3 protein-coding genes and 1 pseudogene are annotated in these 21,781 nt (G+C 71.5%); all 4 read right to left on the bottom strand.

Going from position 1 to position 21,781, the window contains the following annotated elements:
• Positions 1-3,993: pseudogene (locus tag ACF059_RS12630) on the bottom strand (type I polyketide synthase); the annotation flags it as partial.
• A gap of 10 nt (positions 3,994-4,003) precedes the next feature.
• Positions 4,004-7,366 (bottom strand): type I polyketide synthase, encoded by a 3,363-nt coding sequence (locus tag ACF059_RS12625; RefSeq protein ID WP_392056651.1) that lies wholly within the window; start codon positions 7,364-7,366, stop codon positions 4,004-4,006.
• An 86-nt stretch (positions 7,367-7,452) separates the two neighbouring features.
• Positions 7,453-10,866, bottom strand: a complete 3,414-nt coding sequence (locus ACF059_RS12620) for a type I polyketide synthase (protein ID WP_392056649.1) — start codon at positions 10,864-10,866, stop codon at positions 7,453-7,455.
• 18 nt (positions 10,867-10,884) lie between these two features.
• On the bottom strand, positions 10,885-21,759 hold the full coding sequence (locus ACF059_RS12615; RefSeq protein ID WP_392055247.1) for a type I polyketide synthase: 10,875 nt from the start codon (positions 21,757-21,759) through the stop codon (positions 10,885-10,887).
• Positions 21,760-21,781: the final 22 nt, after the last annotated feature.

Raw genomic sequence — 21,781 nt, 5'->3', positions numbered from 1 at the left:
TCAGCCCCTGCCACCGGCGAGGCCGGAGAGCCAGGCGTTCACAGCCCGGGCTGTCTGCGGGGCGTATGCGTCCATCATCGTGAAGTGATCGCCTTCCGTATCGAGAACAGTGCTGTCGAACTTCCAGTCGGGGCGCCACTCCTGCCCCTCCGCGACGTGTCCCAGCGGCTCCGACGCCCGCAGCAGCAGGGTCGGCACGCCCGCCTCCTCGGCCACCCAGTCGGTGAAGAACTGGAAGTACTTGCCCATGGCGGTCAGCCGTACGTCCGTCATCGCCCCGAAGTCCTCCTCACGGTCCAGGACACCCTGGGCGAGTTCGCGCTCCATCCTGTGCAGCGCAGGATCGTTCAGCAGATAGGTGTCCAGCAGCACCACGGCCTCCGGGCGCAGCCCGGTGTGCGCCAGGTGGGCCGCCAGGCTGTAGGCGAACCAACCGCCGGAGGAGTGGCCCAGGAGGACGAACGGGGCGCCGTCGGCCTGCCGGCGGATCCCCTCGGCGAGGAAGTCCTTCATCACCTCGAAGTCGGCCGGCAGCAGTTCGCCCGGCGAGAAGCCGGGGGCGAGCAGGGCCGCGGCGCCCCGAGTGCCACGGAAGGCGGCGGCGAGACGGGCGTACTGCTGCGCCCCGTACAGCGGCACGGGCGCCGGGCAGCAGATCAGCCCGGCCCGGTCGGTGGCCGGCGCCAGCTCCACCGTGACGGGGTCCCGCCCGGCCCCGGCCACGCTGTGGAAGACCGGGCGCAGCCGGGAGGCGACCTTGGTGAGCTCCAGTGCGTCCTCGGGCCGGCCGAGGGTGTTCGCGTTGCGGTACAGCGCTTCGAGGGAGTACGGAGAGGTCGCCGCGGTCGAGTTCGCGCCGGAGCCGGCCGCGGCAAGGCGCTCGCCGAGGAATGCGGCCAGCTCGGTGGGCGTCGGGTGGTCGAAGATCAGGCCGGCCGGCAGGGTCAGCGCGCAGTCGGCGGCGAGCGCGGCGCGCAGCTCGGCGCCCATCAGGGAGTCGAAGCCGAGCTCCAGGAACGGGCGGTGGGGGGCGATCTCCGCGGTGTCGGCGCCGCCCATCACAGTGGCCGCCTGCTCTAGTACGAGCGCCAGCAGGAGGCTGCCGCGTTCTTCCTCGGACGCCTCGGCCAGCCTCTGCGGCAACCGCGACACCTGCGGCGACTGCGAAGTCCCGGACGCGGGCTCGGTCGACGGCTCGACGGCGGATGGCCGCGCATCGGGCCGGGCCCCCGCACCGGCCATGCCCGCCAGCCAGTAGCGCCGGCGCTGGAAGGCGTACGTGGGCAGTTCCACGCGGGTCCGGCCCACCGGCAGCAGGCGGTTCCACGCCGGTGACACACCGACCGTGTGGGCCTGGGCGACAGCGGTGAGCACGGCCTCCGGCTCGGGCACGCGGCGTCGCAGCACGGGCACGAACGTCTCGGGTGCGGCGTCGGGCAGGCACAGCCGGCCCGCGGCCGTCAGCACTCCCCCGGGCCCCACCTCCAGGAACGTGGTGGCCCCTCGGTCGCGCAGGGCGCGGACGGCGTCGTGGAAGCGCACCGTCTCGCGGACGTGGCGCACCCAGTACTCCGGACGGCAGATCTCGTCGGTGACGGGCCCGCCGGTCAGGGCGGAGACGACGGGGAGAGCGGGTGCGTTGTAGGAGACGCCCCGGGCGATGTCCGCGAACGCCTCGGTCATCCCGTCCATGTGGGACGAGTGGAAGGCGTGGCTGACCCGCAGCCGCTTGGTCTCGCGGCCGCGCGCGGCCCAGCCGCGCGCCAGGTCCGAGACCGCCGTCTCGTCTCCGGAGACCACCACCGCGTCCGGCCCGTTGACGGCGGCGATGTCCAGCCCGGCCCGGCCCCCGGCGAGCTGGGCGCGCACCTCGTCCTCGGTCGCCTGGAGGGCGATCATGGCTCCGCCCCCGGGCAGCGCCTGGATCAGCCGACCGCGGGCCGCGACCAGGGCGCAGGCGTCGGCGAGGGACCAGACACCGGCCGCATGAGCGGCGGTCAGCTCGCCGATCGAGTGGCCCGCCACCAGGTCGGGCCGAAGCCCCCAGTCCTCGAGCAGCCGCAGCAGTGCGACCTCGACGGCGAACAGCGCGGGCTGGGTGTAGGCCGTGGTGTCGAGCAGGGCGGCCTCGGGCGTGCCGTCCGCGGCGAACAGCACCTCGCGCAGTGGCCGGTCGAGGTACGGGTCGAGGTGGGTGCACACCTCGTCGAGCGCGTCGGCGAACACAGGGCTGTACGCGGCGAGTTCGCGGCCCATCCCGGCCTGTTGGCTGCCCTGCCCGGTGAACAGGAACGCCGTCTTGCCTCCCGACGGCGTCGTCCGGCCGGTGACCACGCCCGGCGCGCGGGCGCCGGCTGCCAGGGCCGACAGGCCGGCCAGCAGCTCCTCGCGCTCCCGCCCGACGACGACGGCCCGGTGTTCGAAGGCCGCCCGCGTGGTGGCGAGGGACGCGGCGACGTCCGCCGGTGCCAGGTGGGGACGCGCGGCCAGGTGGTCCGCCAGGCGCTCGGCCTGCGCCCGCACGGCCTCCTCACTGCGGCCGGAGACGACCCACGGCAGCGGACCGCCGGTGGCCCGCGGCTCGTCCGGGGCCTCCTCGGGGGGCGGGCCCTCCAGGATCACGTGTGCGTTGGTGCCACTGACGCCGAAGGACGAGACCGCCGCGCGACGCGGCTCTCCGGTGTCCGGCCATGGCTGGGCCTCGGTCAGCAGTCGCACGTCGGCCGAGGACCAGTCGACGCGCGGGGTGGGCTCCGACAGGTGCAGGGTGCGGGGCAGTACGCCGTGCCGCATGGCCTGCACCATCTTGATGACACCGCCCGCACCGGCCGCGGACTGGGTGTGGCCCAGGTTCGACTTCAGCGACCCCAGCCACAGCGGTCTGCCCTCCGCGCGGGCCCGCCCGTAGGTGTCGAGCAGCGCCTTGGCCTCGATCGGGTCGCCGAGCGGGGTGCCGGTGCCATGGGCCTCCACCGCGTCGACGCGGTCCGCCGTCAGCCGTGCGTTGGCAAGCGCCTGACGGATCACCCGGCGCTGCGACGGCCCGTTCGGCGCGGTCAGCCCCGCGCTCGCACCGTCCTGGTTGACGGCGCTGCCGCGGATGACGGCGTGCACGGGGTATCCCAGCCGCCGCGCGTCGGAGAGCCTGGCCAGGAGCAGCACCGCCGCGCCCTCGGACCAGGTGGTGCCGTCGGCCGTGGCCGAGAAGGATTTGCAGCGGCCGTCGGCCGCCAGGCCCCGCTGGCGGCTGAACTCGATGAACGCGGTCGGCGTGGCCATCACCGTGGCGCCGCCCGCCAGCGCCAGGGAGCACTCCCGCTGCCGCAGGGACTGCGCGGCCAGGTGCAGTGCCACGAGCGAGGAGGAGCAGGCGGTGTCGACCGAGACGGCCGGACCCTCGAAACCGAAGGTGTAGGCGACGCGGCCGGAGAGGATGCTGGCGGAGTTGCCCGTCCCGATGAACCCCTCGGCCGTCTCCCGCGCGTCGAGCACGTTGAGCAGGTAGTCGTTGCTGTTGGAGCCGACGTAGACCCCGACGTCCTCGCCCCGCAGGGTGGTCACATCGAGGCCCGCGTGCTCGAACGCCTCCCAGGACACCTCCATGATCAGGCGCTGCTGCGGGTCCATGGCCAGCGCCTCGCGCGGTGTGATGCCGAAGAAGGCCGCGTCGAACCCGGCCGCGTCCTTCAGGAAGCCGCCGTGACGCGAGTAGGTCTTCCCCGGAGTGCCCGGTTCAGGGTCGTAGACGGCGTCCACGTCCCAGCCCCGGTCCTCGGGGAAGCCGGTGATGGCGTCGCGGCTCTCGGTGACCAGCTCCCACAGGTCGTCCGGCGAGGCGACGTCCCCGTCGCCTCCCGGGAACCGGCAGGCCATGCCCACGATCGCCACCGGCTCGTGGGCCGCGTCCTCGGCCTCCTCCAGCTGTTGGCGGGTCCGCCTCAGGTCGGCCGTGACCCGTCGCAGATACTCGCGAAGCTTTGTCTCGTTGCTCTCGTCCACGTGTTCAGCCACGGCGGAGTTCCTTCTCGATCAGCTCGAACATCTCGTCGTCGGTCGCCGTGTCCAGCGCGTCCCCGTCCCCGCTCCCCGCGCTTCTCGCAGGCCCGTGGACCGCGAGCATGCCCTTGAGCCGCTCGGTGGCCCGGGCGAGCTGCCGGTCGCCGGCGGGCAGCCGTGCGAGGTCGGCCTCAAGGCGGTCGAGCTGGTCCGACAGGGACTGGTGTGGTGCGGCGTGGGCCTCGGCCGGCGCGGCGAGCTCGGTCAGCAGGTAGTCGGCGACGGCGAGCGGTGTGGGGTGGTCGAACAGCAGCGTCGTCGGCAGGTCCCGCCCGGTCTCGGCCACCAGGCGGTTGCGGAGCTTCACGGTCATCAGCGAGTCGAAGCCGTGGTCGAGGAAGCCCCGCTCCGGTTCCACCGCCTCCGGCGTGTCGTGTCCCATGACGGTGGCCGCCTCGGTCCTCACCATCCGCAGCAGCGCGTCGTGCCGCTCACCGGCGGGCAGCGCCCGCCACGCCGCGACGCGCGACGCCGCCTCGGCGCCGAGCTCGGACCGGGCGCCCTGGTCGTCGCCCCGTGCCGCGTCCTGTGCCCCTTCCGCGTCCGTGTCCGGTGCGAAGCGGGCGGGGTCGGTACGCCATCCGGCGGGGCCCTGCGGCCAGTAGTGCTGCTTTTGGAACGCGTAGGTGGGAAGGTCGGCCGCGCACGGACCGTCGCCGAACCACGCCCGCCAGTCCACGGCCACGCCGCGGGTGTGCAGCGTGGCCAGCGCGGTCAGCAGCGCGGGCACCTCGGGGCGCTCGGCGTGCGCCGTGGACACCAGCAGGGGCGCGCTCCTGCCGGGCTCGGCCGCCAGGCAGGCCTGTCCCGCGGTGCTGAGCACCGTATCGGGACCGACCTCGACGAAGGCGCCGACCCCGTACCGCTGCAAACGGCGTACCTGGTCGTGGAAGCGCACCGCGCGGCGGATGTGGGCCACCCAGTACGCGGGGTTGCGGGCCTCGCTCGCACCGAGGAGGTCGCCGGTGACGTCCGAGACGATGGGGATGCGTGGGGATGCGTAGGACAGGCCGGCCGCGACGCGTCCGAACTCCTCCGTCATGGCGTCCATGTGCGGGGAGTGGAAGGCGTGGCTCACCTTCAGCCGGTTGGTCTTGCGCCCCTGGGCCGCCCAGTGGCCTGCGAGCTCCGCGACGGCGTCCGCGTCACCGGAAAGGACCACCGAGGACGGGCCGTTCAGCGCGGCGATGTCCACCGCGCCCTCCCTGCCCGCGAGTCCCGCGCGGACCTCCTCCTCCGTCGCCTGCACGGCCACCATCGCGCCGACGGCGGGCAGGGCGTGCATGAGCCGTCCCCGCGCTGCGACGAGCGCGGCCGCCTGCGGTACGGACAGCACCCCCGCCACGCACGCCGCGGACAGCTCGCCCAGCGAGTGACCGGCCAGCACGTCGGGGCGCACGCCCCAGCTCTCCAGCAGGCGGAAGAGCGCCACCTCGAAGGCGAAGATCGCGGGCTGCGCATGGTCCGTACGGTCGAGGAGCCGACTGCGCGGGTCGTCGCCCGGCGCGAACATCACGCGCAGCAGCGGAGTGTCCATATGCGCGTCGAAGTGCGCGGCCACCTCCTCCAGCGCCTGGGCGAAGACGGGGAACGCGGCGTGCAGGTCGCGGCCCATGCCCGCCCGCTGGCAGCCTTGCCCGGTGAACAGGAACGCGGTCTTTCCCTTGACCGGCTTTCCCGGCGCCACACCGGTGAGGACGTGGTCGGGAGCCTGCCCGTTGGCCAAGGCGTCGAGTGCGGCGAGGAACGTGTCGGTGTCCTGACCGAGGACCACGGCCCGGTGCTCGAACGCCGACCGGCCCACCGCCAGCCCCCGCCCCACGGCCCGCACATCCAACGACTCCCGGCCGGCCGCGAACTCACGCAACCGCCCCGCCTGCGCCGCCAACGCCTCCCGCGTCCGACCCGACACCAACCACGGCACCAGACCACTGTCCCGGGAGGCACCCTCGACCGGAGCGTCCTCGGCCGGGACCTCCTCCTCGGGAGCCTGCTCAAGAATCACGTGCGCGTTCGTACCGCTGATCCCGAACGACGACACACCCGCCCGGCGCGGACGACCGGCCTCCGGCCACGGACGCGCCTCGGCCAGCAACTCCACCCCACCCGCCGACCAGTCCACCAACGGCGTCGGCTCCTGCACGTGCAAAGTCCGCGGCAGCACACCGTGCCGCATCGCCATCACCATCTTGATGACCCCACCCACACCGGCGGCCGTCTGCGTGTGACCGAGGTTCGACTTCAACGACCCCAACCACAAAGGCCGCCCCGCCGGCCGCTCCTTCCCATAGGTGGCCAAAAGGGCCTGCGCCTCGATCGGGTCCCCGAGCTTGGTACCCGTACCGTGCGCCTCCACCGCGTCCACATCAGCCGCCGACAGTCCGGCATTCGCCAACGCCTGGCGGATCACCCGCTCCTGCGCCGGACCGCTCGGGGCGGTCAGCCCGTTGCTCGCCCCGTCCTGATTGACCGCACTGCCCCGCACCACCGCCAGCACCCGATGCCCATTGCGCCGCGCGTCCGTCAACCGCTCAAGAACCAGCACACCAGCGCCCTCGGACCAGCCCGTGCCATCCGCCCCGGCCCCGAACGCCTTACACCGGCCATCCGCCGACAGACCACCCTGACGGCCGAACTCCACGAACATGCCCTCGGCAGCCATGATCGTCGCGGCGCCGGCCAGGGCCAGGGAGCTCTCCCCGCGCCGCAGCGAGTCCGCCGCCAGGTGCATCGCCACCAGCGACGACGAACACGCCGTGTCGAGCGTCATCGCGGGACCCGAAAGGCCGAGCACGTAGGCGACGCGTCCGGAGGCGACGCTCACGCAGTTGCCCGACAGCATGAACCCGTCGACGACCGCACCGGTCTGCTGCAGCCGCGCCAGGTACTCCTGGTAGCTGGTGCTCAGAAACGCCCCGGTGTCGGTGCCCTTGAGGCTGACCGGATCGATGCCGGCCCGCTCGATCGCCTCCCAGGAGGTTTCGAGCAGCAGGCGCTGTTGCGGGTCCATCGCCAGCGCCTCACGCGGCGATATCCCGAAGAAACCCGGGTCGAACTCCGCCGCGTCGTAAAGGAAACCCCCTTCGGCCGCATACGACTTCCCGTCACGGGGCTCGATGTCCCACCCGCGGTCCCGCGGGAACTCTCCGACCGCGTCCTCGCCGGCCGCCAGCAGCTCCCACAGCCGCTCCGGCGTATCGGCGCCGCCCGGGAAGCGGCACGCCATCCCCACGATCGCGATGGGTTCCTCGCGCGGCGGCGCCTCCGCCTCGCGCAGTCGCTCCCGCGTCGCTTCGAGTTCGGCGGACACTCGCTTCAAGTAGTACCGGAGCTTTTCTTCGTCAGCCATATCGGCCCCTTCGCACTGGCTCGTCGGACTGTGATTCGGTGGCCGATTTACGAAATTCCGAATTTCTTGCCGATGATGTCGAACATTTCCTCGTCCGTGGCCGCCTGCATTTCGTCGCTCACGGTGATCGCGGCGTTTTCCGCAGCGGCCCGGGCGTCCGCCCAGTTGCTGAGGATGCGCTCCAGGCGGAGGCTGATCTCCTCGTTCTGGTCGAGGTCCGCCTGCGGCTCGGCCAGTACGGCCTCCAGCTTGTCGAGGTGGGTCAGCGCCTCGGAGCGGGTGGCGGAGGACAGGTCCGGATAGGTATCCGCCACCGCCGTCGCCAGGTGGTCGACGAGGTCCTGCGGCGTGGGGTGGTCGAAGACCAGGGTGACGGGGAGGGTGAGGTCGAGCGCGGCACCGAGCCGGTTGCGCAGTTCGACGGCCGTGAGCGAGTCGAAGCCGAGGTCCTGGAACGGCCGCCACATCTCGGTCTCCTCGGCCGAGCCGTGGCCGAGTACCGCGGCGGCCTGCTCGCACACCATGTCCACCAGAAACGCCTCGTGCTCGTCCCTGGGCAGCTCGGCCATACGTCGCAGCATGTGCCCGTTGCCGCCCTCGTCGGCCGGTGCGACGCTCTCGGCGTCCTGACGGCCCCCAGAGCCGGGGGAAGCCACGTCCACCGCGCCGGCCGGCCGGGCGGGCGCGGACGTCATGTGCACGTCCGGCCAGAACCGCCTGCGCTGGAAGGCGTACGTCGGCAGGTCTGCGCGACGGGCGTCGGACAGGTGCGGCATGCGGGTCAGGTCCAGCGGGAGCCCCCGCGCATACGCCTCCGCGACCGAGGTGAGGAATCGTTCCTCCCCTCCCTCGTCCCGGCGCAGCGTCCCCACCGCCGCGGCCGGCGCGCCCGCCTGCTCGAAGGTCTCCTGAAGACCCACGGTCAGTACGGGGTGCGGGCTGACCTCGATGAAGAACCGGTGCTCGTCCTCCAGCAGCCGACGTACGGTGCCTTCGAGGAGCACCGGCTCGCGCAGGTTCCGGTACCAGTACCCGGCGTCCAATGAGGCCGTGTCGACCACCTCGCCGAGGACCGTCGAGTAGAAGGGCACGCTCGCCCGGCGCGGCGCGACGGATCCCAGCGAGTCGACGAACTCGGCGCGCAACGCCTCGACTTGAGCCGAGTGACCCGCCGCGGTGGCGCCGGGCACCTTCCGTGCCCGTACCCGGTCCGCCATGCACAGCGCCACCAGCTCGTCCACGGCCTCCGGCTCCCCGGACACCACGACCGACGTGGGGCCGTTGACCGCGGCGATCGAGAGCCTGTCTCCGTACGGCTCGATGCGGCGCGCCACCTCCTCGGCGGACAGCAGGAACGACGCCATGGCGCCCTTCCCGGTCAGCCGGTTCAGCATGACGCTGCGCAGGGTGATGATCCGTGCCGCGTCCTTCAGCGACAGTGCGCCGGCGACGTACGCGGCGGCGATCTCCCCCTGCGAATGGCCGATGACCGCATCGGGCTCGACGCCGTGAGCCCGCCACACCTCGGCGAGCGCCACCATGACGGAGAACAGCACCGGCTGCACCACGTCCAGGCGGTCCAGGGACGGCGCGCCCGGCTTCTGCCGCAGGACGTCCGTCAACGACCAGTCCACGTACGGGGAGAGCGCCTCATCGCACTCCTCGATGCGCTCGCGGAACACCGCCGACGACTCCAGCAGCCGCTCGGCCATGTCCGGCCAGTGGGATCCCTGACCCGGGAAGACGAACACGGTCTTGCCGGAGGCGGTGCTCACCCCCTGGACCACACGGGCGTCCTCGCGCCCGGCCGCCAGCGCGTCCAGCCCGGCCTCCAGGCCGGCCCGGTCCGCACCGACCACGACGGCACGGTGCTCGAACGCCGTACGCGCCGCGAGGGACACGGCCAGATCGGCGGCCGACAGCTCCGGGTTGCTCCGCACGTGGGCGGCGAGCTGCGCCGACTGGGCGCGCAGCGCCTGCTCGCTGCGCCCGGAGACGGTCCACAGGAGGGTGCCGGCCGGCGCCGCCGACTCCGGCTCCGGAGCGGGCTCGTCGGTACCGGGCGCCGGGGCCGGGGCCTGTTCGAGGATGACGTGCGCGTTGGTCCCACTGATCCCGAACGACGACACGCCCGCGCGGCGCGGCCGCCCGTGCTCCGGCCATGCGACGGGCTCGGTGGCCAGGCGCACGGCGCCCGACCCCCATTCCACGTGCGGCGTGGGACTGTCCACGTGCAGGGTCCTGGGCACCACGCCATGCCGCATCGCCAGGACCATCTTGATCACTCCGGCGAGGCCGGCCGCCGCCTGGGTGTGGCCGATGTTGGATTTCACCGACCCCAACCACAAGGGACGTTCCGGCGCACGGTCCTTCCCGTAGGTGGCCAGCAGCGCCTCCGCCTCGATCGGGTCCCCGAGCTCGGTACCGGTCCCGTGCGCCTCCAGCACGTCGACCTGGTCCGACGGAACCTGGGCGTTCGCCAGCGCCTGCAGGATCACCCGCTGCTGGGCGCGACCGTTCGGCGCGGTCAGACTGCTGCTGGCACCGTCCTGGTTGACCGCGGACCCGCGGATCAGACCCAGGACGGGATGGCCGTTGCGCCGGGCGTCCGACAGCCGCTCCAGCAGGAGCATGCCGACGCCCTCCGAGAATCCGGTGCCGTCGGCCGAGGCGGCGAACGACTTGCAGCGCCCGTCCTTGGCCAGTACGCGCTGGCCGCTGTACTCGACGAACCCCATCGGCGTGGACATCACCGTCACCCCGCCCGCCAGTGCCAGCGAGCACTCCGACTGGCGCAGGGACTGTGCCGCCAGGTGCAGTGCGACCAGCGAGGACGAGCATGCCGTGTCGACGGTCACCGCGGGCCCCTCGAAGCCGAAGGTGTAGGCGAGGCGGCCGGAGAGCACCGCGGCTGCGTTCCCCGTCCCGACGTGTCCCTCGAAGGCGCCGGGGGAGCTCAGGAGCAGCGACGCGTAGTCCTGGATGTTGGTGCCGGAGAAGACACCGACGTCCGTGCCGCGCAGGGCGGTCGGGTCGATGCCGGCCCGTTCGAAGGCCTCCCAGCCGGTTTCGAGCAGCAGCCGCTGCTGGGGGTCCATGGCGGTGGCCTCACGCGGGCTCACACCGAAGAAGGCGGCGTCGAAGTCGGCCGCGCGGTCGACGAAGCCGCCTTCCCGCACGTACAGGGTGCCCTTGCGCCGCTGTTCGGGGTCGTACAGCGCGTCCAGGTCCCAGCCGCGGTCGTCGGGGAACGCGCCGATCGCGTCGCCGTCGTCGAGAACGAGCTGCCACAGGTCCTCCGGAGAGGTGACCTTGCCGGGGAGACGGCAGGCCATACCGATGATGGCGATCGGTTCGTTCAGCGATTCCACGAGCTGCTGGTGCTGTTGCTTCAGCCGCTCGGTTTCCTTGATCGACGCGCGCAGCGCGTGCACAACTCGATCGTCGGTGGTGTCCATCAGCAAACTCCCGAGGGTTTTTCAGGCGTCGGTGTTGATCGCCATGTGAACGAGGCTTTCCAGATCCATGGCGTCGATGGACTCTGGTGTCACAGCGTGTGCGTCGGCGCCGCCCGGCGCGGCCTGCCCGCCCTGTACTCCGGCTGCCTCCTCGGACGCGCCCCCGTCGCCGAGCGCGCCGTCGAATCCGGTGAGCCGCAGCAGGGCGTCCAGGACTCCGACCTCCTTCAGGCGGGAGAGCGGAAGAGCGGCGAGGGCGGCCTGGAACTCGGCTGCGCTGCCGGCGCCGCCCAGGCCGGGGGCGGCCGAGGCAGCGGCGTCCTTGAGCCTGGTCTGCAGGTACCGCGCCACGGCCCGGGGATTGGGGTGGTCGAACAGCGTCACCGCGGAGAACCGCATGCCGGTCGCCTGGCTGAGCCGGTTGCGGAGTTCGACCACGGCCACCGAGCTGAATCCGGATTCCAGGAAGCCCCGGTCCGGGGAGACCGCCTCCGGGTCGGCGTGGCCGAGCACCGTGGCCACGTGGCCGCGTACGAGACTGAGGAGGGTACGCACCTGCTCGGCGTCCGACAGCCCGGCCAGGCGCCCGGCCAGCTCTTCGGCCGCGTTCGCCGGTGCGTCCTCCTGCCGGGCGGCCGGGTTCAACCGTCGGCGGGCGGGCCGTACGAGCTGACGCAGCACGGGCAGCGGCGGAGCGTCGGCGCCGGCGAGCATCGCCAGGTCCAGGCGGGCCGGCACACACAGGGCCCGGTCGTGTGCCACGACCGCGTCGAACAGGGCGAGGCCCTCCTCGGCGGTCATCGGAATCGCGCCCTCGCGCCTGATCCGGGCCAGGTCGGCCTCGCTCACCTGGCCGCCCATGCCGCGGTCCTCCTCCCACAGGCCCCAGGCCGCGGAGACCGCGGGCAGACCCTGTGCGCGGCGCTCGTAGGCGAGAGCGTCCAGGAAGGCGTTCGCGGCGGAGTAACTCGCCCGGCCGGCGGCTCCGAACACTCCGGCCACCGAGGAGAACAGGACGAACGCCGAGAGGTCGAGGCCGGCCGTCAGCTCGTGCAGATGGAGAGCCGCGTCCACCTTGGGACGGAACACGCCGGCCAGCCGCTCCGCGTCCAGTGACTCGATCACACCGTCATCGACGAGGCCCGCGCAGTGGACCACTCCGGTGAGCGGACGGTCGTCCGGGATCGAGGCCAGCAGGCGGGCGAGGGCGTCACGATCACCCACGTCACACGCCTCCACCCGCACCCGGGCACCCGACTCGGCGAGCTGGACGACGAGTTCGTCCACGCCCTCGGCCGTACCTCCCCGCCGGGACACCAGCAGCAGGTCCCGCACGCCGTAGGCGGGCGACGCCAGGTGCAGGGCCACCAACGCCCCCAGACCGCCCGTGCCACCGGTCACCAGCACCGTTCCCCGGGCATCGAAGGACGCCCGGGTGGTGCTGTCCGTGGATGCGGCGGTGCGCGCCAAGCGCGGCACGAACGCCCTGCCGCCCCGGACGGCCACCTGCGATTCCGCTGAACCCAACGCGATGCGCAACGCGGCTTCCTGGGCCGCCTCGGAGAGTCCGGGCTCCACGTCGACCAGCACCAGCCGGTCCGGATGCTCCCACTGTGCCGAACGCACCAGACCCCATACCGGTGCCGCAGACAGATCCGCGACGCCGCCGTCGGAACCCACGCCCACGGCCCCACGCGTCACCACCACCAGCTGGGAGTCCACGAACCGCTCGTCCGCCAGGAACTCGGTGACGGTCCGCAGCGCCCGCGCGGTCGCCGCCGACGCGTGTTCCGCCGTGTCGCCGCTGTGCTCCCACACCACCCGACGGGGAGCAGGTCCGGAGCCGTCCGTCGAACCCCACACCTCCCACGTCGACGGAGGCTCCGCCGAGGCCGAGGCCGTGACCGCGACCGGATTCCAGTCCACCGCGAAAAATGCGTCCCTCAACGTGCTGGTGATGGACGCCAGTTCGTTCCGCTCCGGCGAACGCGTCACCAGTCGGCCGACGGACAGCACCGGCGCGCCCGACGCGTCCACGACCCGCACCGACACCTCGCCGGCCGACGGCACCACAGTCACCCGCACGTCGGTTCCGCCCACCCCGAGCAGCTCAACGCTCGACCAGGCCGACGGCATCCGGGCTCCGACCGCGGCCCCCGCATGCAGAGAGGCCACGCGTGACACGGCGTCCAGCAGCGCAGGGTGGATGCCGTACGCGGCCGCCTCGTCCCTCGCCGACTCCGGCAGGGTGACCTCGGCGAACGTCTCCTCACCGCGCCGCCAGGCGGCCCGTATCCCCCGGAACGCAGGGCCGAGACCGGTCTCGGCCTGCGCCATCCGTTCGTACAGGTCCTCCACCGGCAGCGGGGAGGCATCGGCGGGCGGCCATACGTCCGGCTGGACGCCCTCGAAGGCGCCCTCGGCGTGTGCCTCGGCCCCGTCGTGGGTGAGCGCGCCGGACGCGTGCAGCGTCCACGCGGTGTCCTCCGTCGCGCCGTTGGGCCGGGCGAACACCTCCACCGTCCTACGGCCTTCCTCGTCCGACTCCGACACGAGCACCTGGATGGACACAGCGGCGGCAGCGGCGGCGGCGAGGTCGGCGGTGCCGGCTTCGTCCGGTAGCACGAGCAGCTGGTGGTAGGTCAGCCCTTCGAGATGGGCGCAGCCCAGGTGATCGCCTGCCTGGAGGGCGAGTTCGACGAGTACCGACCCGGGCAGGACGACCCGGCCGAACATCGTGTGGTCGGCCAGCCACGGCTGTTCGGCCAGGGACAGGCGGCCGGTCCACAGCACGCCTCGCCCCTGGGGCAGTGACACCACCGCACCCAGCAAGGGATGACCAGCCGCCATCAGACCCAGTCCCGCCGCATCACCCGAACGCGACGGAACATCCAGCCAGAAACGCTCCCGCTGGAACGCATACGTCGGCAGGTCACGGGCGACCGGACCGGCACCCAGCACCGCCGACCAGTCGACCCCCATCCCCTGCGTGTACGCCTGAGCGACAGCACCCAACAACGCACGAGGCTCCGGCACACCCTCGCCCCGCAGCCCCGCCACGAACACCGGCGCACGCTCCCCGTCGCCCACCAGGCAGTCCGGCCCCAGCGCCGAAAGCACACCATCGGGACCCAGCTCCAAGAACGCCGTCACACCCTGCGCCTCCAGGAACCGGACACCGTCCATAAAACGGACCGGCTCCCGCACATGCCGCACCCAGTACTCCGCCGAGCAGAGCTCACCCTCCCCAGCCAACCCACCGGATACATTCGAGACCACGGGAACAGCGGCGGAGCGGTACTCGATCCCCTCCGCGACAGCCCGGAACTCCTCCAACATCCCGTCCATATGAGCCGAATGGAACGCATGGCTGACCGTCAGCCGCTTGGCCCGACGCCCCCGCCCCTTCCACTCGGCCACGAACTCATCCACGGCATCCCCGTCACCGGACACCACCACCGACGACGCACTGTTGACCGCCGCGACCTCCAAACGCCCACCACACCCGGCCTCGGCGAGCCCGGCCCGGACCTCCGCCTCGGAGCCCTCCACCGCCGCCATACCACCATCGCAACGAAGCGCCTGCATCAGCCGGCCCCGCGCCCCCACCAACCGCACCGCATCACCCAGCGACATCACACCCGCCACATGCGCCGCCGCGATCTCCCCCACCGAATGCCCGATCAGGAAATCAGGCCGAACCCCCCACGACGACACCAGCCGGAACAACGCCACCTCAACAGCGAAAATCCCCGCCTGAGCGAACACCGTCCGATCCAGCAACCCCGCCGCCGCACCACCCTCACCGAACACCACATCCCGCAACGACCCCCCGAGCTCCTCCCCAAAGAGCCCGAACATCTCATCCAACGCCTCCGCGAAGACAGGGAACGCCTCATACAACTCACGCCCCATCCCCACCCGCTGACTGCCCTGACCGGTGAACATCACCGCCATACGCGCGGGCCCCTCAGCCACCCCACGCACCAGCCCCGAAACACCCTCACCACTCACAAGACCATCAAGCCCCGCAAGCAACGCCTCGATGTCCTCACCGAAGACCACGGCCCGGTGCTCGAACACCGACCGGCCCACCGCCAGCCCCCGCCCCACCGCCCGCACATCCAACGACTCCCCGCCGGCCGCGAACTCACGCAACCGCCCCGCCTGCGCCGCCAACGCCTCCCGCGTCCGACCCGACACCAACCACGGCACCAAAGCACCCGAAGCCGACTCCTCAACCAGGCCACCCTCCTCAGGGGCCTGCTCAAGAATCACGTGCGCGTTGGTGCCACTGATCCCGAAGGACGACACACCCGCCCGGCGTGGACGATCTGCCTCGGGCCACGGACGCGCCTCGGCCAGCAACTCCACCCCACCCGCCGACCAGTCCACCAACGGCGTCGGCTCCTGGACATGCAAAGTCCGCGGCAGCACACCGTGTCGCATCGCCATCACCATCTTGATGACCCCACCCACACCGGCGGCCGTCTGCGTGTGACCGAGGTTCGACTTCAACGACCCCAGCCACAAAGGCCGATCCTCCGGCCGCTCCTTCCCATAGGTGGCCAAAAGGGCCTGCGCCTCGATCGGGTCCCCGAGCTTGGTACCCGTACCGTGCGCCTCCACCGCGTCCACATCAGCCGCCGACAGTCCGGCATTCGCCAACGCCTGGCGGATCACCCGCTCCTGCGCCGGACCGCTCGGGGCGGTCAGCCCGTTACTCGCCCCGTCCTGATTGACCGCACTGCCCCGCACCACCGCCAGCACCCGATGCCCATTGCGCCGCGCGTCCGACAACCGCTCAAGAACCAGGACACCAGCGCCCTCGGACCAGCCCGTGCCATCCGCCCCGGCCCCGAACGCCTTGCACCGGCCATCGACCGACAGACCACCCTGGCGACTGAACTCCGCGAACGCTCCGGGTGTCGCCATCACGGTCACGCCACCGGCCAGGGCGAGGGAGCTCTCGCCGCGCCGCAGCGAGTCCGCCGCCAGGTGCATCGCCACCAGCGACGACGAACACGCCGTGTCGAGCGTCATCGCGGGACCCGAAAGGCCGAGGGAGTACGACAGGCGGCCAGAGGCCACACTCCCGGCAGAGCCGAACCCCAGGAAGCCTTCCAGCCCCTGCGGGATGTCCGGCAGCCTCGATGCGTAGTCGTGGTACATGACACCGGTGAACACGCCGGTGTCGGTGCCCAGGAGCGACTTCGGGTCGATACCCGCGTGTTCGACCGCCTCCCACGAGGTTTCAAGCAGCAGGCGCTGTTGCGGGTCCATCGCCAGCGCCTCACGCGGCGAAATGCCGAAGAAACCCGGGTCGAACTCGGCCGCGTCGTAAAGGAAACCGCCTTCGGCCGCATACGGCTTCCCCGCAGCCTGCGTGTCCGGGTCGAAGACGTCCCGGGCATTCCAGCCGCGGTCGTCGGGGAACGGACCGATGGAGTCCCGCCCGTCGAAGACCAACTGCCACAGGTCGTCCGGGGTTCGCACGCCGCCCGGATACCGGCAGGCCATGCCCACGATCACAATGGGATCGTCGGAGGCTCCCGACGACACCACCGCCGCGGCGACGGCCGGATGTTCCTCGGCCTGGCCGGCGAGTTCCCGCGTCAGGTACTCGGCAATGCGTCGGGGAGTGGGGTAGTCGAAGACGAGGGAGGCCGGGAGTCGAAGACCCGTCGCCCCATTGAGGCGGTTGCGCAGTTCGACCGCCATGAGCGAGTCGAAGCCCAGCCCCTTGAACGGCGTGTCCGGTCCCACCAGTTGCCCAGGGGCATGGCCCAGTACCCCACTCGCGAAACCCCGGACCGCATCCAGGATCACCCGTCGGCGTTCGCCTTCGGCCAGGCCCGCGACGCGGGCCGCGAGCCCCGAGTCAGGGCTCGCATCCTCGACGCGAGCGCGCCGCACCCCACCTCGCACCAGCGACCGCAGCACCGACGGCACAGCCTCCGCGTCGCGCCGCTGCAACCCCGCCAGATCCAGACGAGCCGGCACACACAGGGCCCCGTCCTGGGCCACGACCGCGTCGAACAGCGCGAGCCCCTCCTCCGTCGGCATCGGCACAGCGCCCAGGCGCCTGATCCGGGCCATGTCGACCTCGGTCACCTGGCCGCCCATGCCGCGGTCCTCCTCCCACAGGCCCCAGGCCGCGGAAACCGCCGACAGCCCCTGTGCACGACGTTCGTGCGCCAGGGCGTCCAGGTAGGCGTTGGCGGCGGCGTAGTTCGCCTGCCCCGCCGTTCCCAGCACTCCGGCAAAGGACGAGAACAGGACGAACGCCGAGAGGTCGAGGCCGGCCGTCAGCTCGTGCAGATGCAGGGCCGCCTCGGCCTTCGGCCGCAAAACGCCGGCCAGCTGGGCAGGGGTCACCGTGTCGACGATTCCGTCCTCGACGACGCCCGCGCAGTGGACGAGCCCGGTGAGCGGACGGTCGTCCGGGATCGAGGCGAGCAGGCGGGCGAGGGCGTCACGATCACCGACGTCGCAGGCCTCCACTCGTACCCGGACGCCCAACCCCGAAAGGGTCAGAACCAGATCGTCCACGCCCTCGGCCGCACGGCCCCGTCGTGACACCAGCAGCAGATCCCGTACCCCGTGCTCGGACGCCAGGTGCCGGGCCACCAACGCGCCCAACCCGCCTGTACCACCGGTCACCAACACCGTGCCCATGGCACCGAACGGCGTCCGCCCTTCGTCATCTCGATGCGCAGCGAGACGCGCAAGGCGGGGTACCGAAGCCTGGCCGCCTCGGACCGCGACCTGCGGCTCGCCCGTACCCAACGCCGTACGCAGCGCCGCCCTTTCCGCGTCCGAGGACAGTTCAGGCTCGACGTCGACCAGCACCAGCCGGTCCGGATGCTCCACCTGAGCGGACCGCACCAGCCCCCACACCGGCGCCGCCGCCAGATCCCGCACACCCTCACCGGGCCCCACGGCCACGGCCCCCCGCGTCACCACCACCAACCGCGAGCCCACGAACCGCTCATCGGCCAGGAACTCCTGCACGGTCCGCAGTGCCCGCGACGTGACCTCCGACAGGCTCTCCGACACATCACCGCTGTGGGCCCACACCACCGACGAAGGGACCGGTGCCGAATCATCGACCGAACCCCATACGCCCCACTCCGACGGGGGCTGTGCCGAGACCGAGACCGGGAACGGAGTCCACTCCACACCGAACAGTGCGTCCCGCAGTCCGCCATCAGCAGCCCGCAACTGCTCCCGCGCCACCGGACGCGTCACCAGCCGGCCCACCGACAACACCGGCACACCCGACCCGTCCACCACCCGCAACGACACACCACCAACAGCCGACGGCACCACAGCAACCCGCACCACCGACCCACCCACACCCGCACCCGCGCCGGACAGCTCGACACCCGACCACACGAACGGCAACCGCACCTCATCAGCCGACACATCAATCGACATGTGCAGAGCAGCATCCAAAAGAGCCGGATGAACAGCGAAACCCGCCGACCCCACCCCACTCACCGACTCCGGCACAACAACCTCGGCGAACACCTCCTCACCACGCCGCCAAGCAGCCCGCACCCCCTGGAACACAGGCCCATACCCATACCCGCAATCAGCCAGCCGGTCATACAGATCACCCACACCCACCGACACAGCACCCCGCGGCGGCCACACACCGAGATCCACATCCAGATCCCCCGCACCCGGCTCAGTGCCCACGCCCGCCAAAGTCCCACTGGCATGCAGCGTCCACACCTCACCACCCACCACATCCCCGCCACCATCCGGACACGAATGCACCGTCACCGCACACCGCCCGGCCCCATCCACCCCCGACACAGCCACCTGCAACCGCACCCCACCAACCGCCCCCAACACCAACGGCTGCTGAAGCGTCAACTCCTCCAAACGACCACACCCCACCCGCCCACCAGCGGACAACACCAACTCCACCAACACCGCACCCGGCACCACCACCGAACCCAACACCGCATGATCAGCCAGCCACGACTGCTCACCCAGAGACAACCGCCCCGTCCACACCACACCCCGCTCATCCGGCAACGACACCACCGCACCCAGCAACGGATGACCAGCCGCCACCAGACCCAGACCCACCACATCACCCGAACGCGACGGAACATCCAGCCAGAAACGCTCCCGCTGGAACGCATACGTCGGCAGGTCACGGGCGACCGGACCGGCACCCAGCACCGCCGACCAGTCGACCCCCATCCCCTGCGTGTACGCCTGAGCGACAGCACCCAACAACGCACGAGGCTCCGGCACACCCTCGCCCCGCAGCCCCGCCACGAACACCGGCGCACGCTCCCCGCCGTCCACCAGGCAGTCCGGCCCCAGCGCCGAAAGCACACCATCGGGACCCAGCTCCAAGAACGCCGTCACACCCTGCGCCTCCAGGAACCGGACACCGTCCATAAAACGGACCGGCTCCCGCACATGCCGCACCCAGTACTCCGCCGAGCAGAGCTCACCCTCCCCAGCCAACCCACCGGACACGTTCGAGACCACGGGAACAGCGGCGGAGCGGTACTCGATCCCCTCCGCGACAGCCCGGAACTCCTCCAACATCCCGTCCATATGAGCCGAATGGAACGCATGGCTGACCGTCAGCCGCCTGGCCCGACGCCCCCGCCCCTTCCACTCGGCCACGAACTCATCCACGGCATCCCCGTCACCGGACACCACCACCGACGACGCACTGTTGACCGCCGCGATCTCCAAACGCCCACCACACCCGGCCTCGGCGAGCCCGGCCCGGACCTCCGCCTCGGAGCCCTCCACCGCCGCCATACGACCATCACAGCGAAGCGCCTGCATCAGCCGGCCCCGCGCCCCCACCAACCGCACCGCATCACCCAGCGACATCACACCCGCCACATGCGCCGCCGCGATCTCCCCCACCGAATGCCCGATCAAGAAATCAGGCCGAACCCCCCACGACGACACCAGCCGGAACAACGCCACCTCAACAGCGAAAATCCCCGCCTGAGCGAACACCGTGCGATCCAGCAACCCCGCCGCCGCACCACCCTCACCGAACACCACATCCCGCAACGACCCCCCGAGCTCCTCCTCAAAGAGCCCGAACATCTCATCCAACGCCTCCGCGAAGACAGGGAACGCCTCATACAACTCACGCCCCATCCCCACCCGCTGACTGCCCTGACCGGTGAACATCACCGCCATACGCGCAGGCCCCTCAGCCACCCCACGCACCAGCCCCGAAACACCCTCACCACTCACAAGACCATCAAGCCCCGCAAGCAACGCCTCGATGTCCTCACCGAAGACCACGGCCCGGTGCTCGAACACCGACCGGCCCACCGCCAGCCCCCGCCCCACCGCCCGCACATCCAACGACTCCCCGCCGGCCGCGAACTCACGCAACCGCCCCGCCTGCGCCGCCAACGCCTCCCGCGTCCGACCCGACACCAACCACGGCACCAGACCACTGTCCCGGGAGGCACCCTCGACCGGAGCGTCCTCGACCGGGCCCTCCTCCTCGGGAGCCTGCTCAAGAATCACGTGCGCGTTCGTACCACTGATGCCAAAGGACGACACACCCGCCCGGCGCGGACGACCGGCCTCCGGCCACGGACGCGCCTCGGCCAGCAACTCCACCCCACCCGCCGACCAGTCCACCAACGGCGTCGGCTCCTGCGCATGCAAAGTCCGCGGCAGCACACCGTGCCGCATCGCCATCACCATCTTGACCACGCCGCCGACACCCGCTGCGGCCTGGGCGTGCCCCAGGTTCGACTTCAACGACCCGAGCCAGAGAGGCCGTTCCGCTGACCGGTCCTTCCCATAGGTGGCAAGCAACGCCTGCGCCTCGATCGGGTCCCCGAGCTTGGTACCCGTACCGTGCGCCTCCACCACGTCGACCCCGTCGGCCGATACGCCCGCATCGGCCAGTGCCTGGCGGATCACCCGCTCCTGCGCCGGACCGCTCGGGGCGGTCAGCCCGTTGCTCGCCCCGTCCTGATTGACCGCACTGCCCCGCACCACCGCCAGCACCCGATGCCCGTTGCGCCGCGCGTCCGACAGGCGCTCAAGGACCAGTACTCCGACACCTTCGGACCAGCCCGTGCCATCCGCGCCGGCGCCGAACGCCTTGCACCGGCCATCGACCGACAGACCACCCTGACGACTGAACTCCGCGAACATCACCGGGCTGGACATGACCGTCACGCCGCCGGCCAGCGCCAGGGAGCATTCGTCCCTGCGCAGCGCCTGCACCGCCAGGTGCAGGGCGACGAGGGACGATGAGCAGGCGGTGTCGACCGTGATCGCCGGGCCCGTGAAGCCGAAGGTGTACGGAACCCGGCCGGATACGACGCTGGCCGCCGTGCCGGTGCCGTAGTACCCCTCGATCTCGCCCGGTACGGTCTCCAGACCTGCGGCGTAGTCGTGGTACATCACGCCTGCGTAGACGCCCGTACGGCTGCCCTTCAACGTGGCCATGTCGATCCCGGCGCGCTCGACCGCATCCCAGGAGGTTTCGAGCAGCAGGCGCTGTTGCGGGTCCATCGCCAGCGCCTCACGCGGCGAAATGCCGAAGAAACCCGGGTCGAACTCAGCGGCGTCGTAGAGGAATCCGCCCTTGCGGGTCGCGCTCTTGCCCGGCCGCTCAGGGTCCGGGTCGAACAGCGAGTCGGTGTCCCAGCCCCGGTCCTCGGGGAAGTCCGACACGGCGTCGCCGTTCTGGGCCACCAGCCGCCACAGGTCCTCGGGCGAGCTCACGCCGCCCGGATACCGGCAGGCCATGCCCACGATCGCGATCGGCTCGCGATGACGCTGCTCAGCGCTCTGGAGCTGCTGACGAGTCTGGTGCAGCTCCCGCGCGACCCACTTCAGCTTGTCCAGCAGGTTCTTCTCATCACTCATGTGAGGTCACTCCGCAAAGGCG

The sequence above is a fragment of the Streptomyces sp. NPDC016562 genome (assembly GCF_043076955.1).
Lineage (GTDB): Bacteria > Actinomycetota > Actinomycetes > Streptomycetales > Streptomycetaceae > Streptomyces.
Note: the sequence above shows the minus strand (reverse complement) of the source record. Positions and strands in the feature narration are given on the sequence as shown.

Excerpts from the sequence above, each read along its gene's own strand:
- ACF059_RS12615 (WP_392055247.1), bottom strand. The coding sequence starts at position 21,759 with ATGAGTGATGAGAAGAACCTGCTGGACAAGCTGAAGTGGGTCGCGCGG.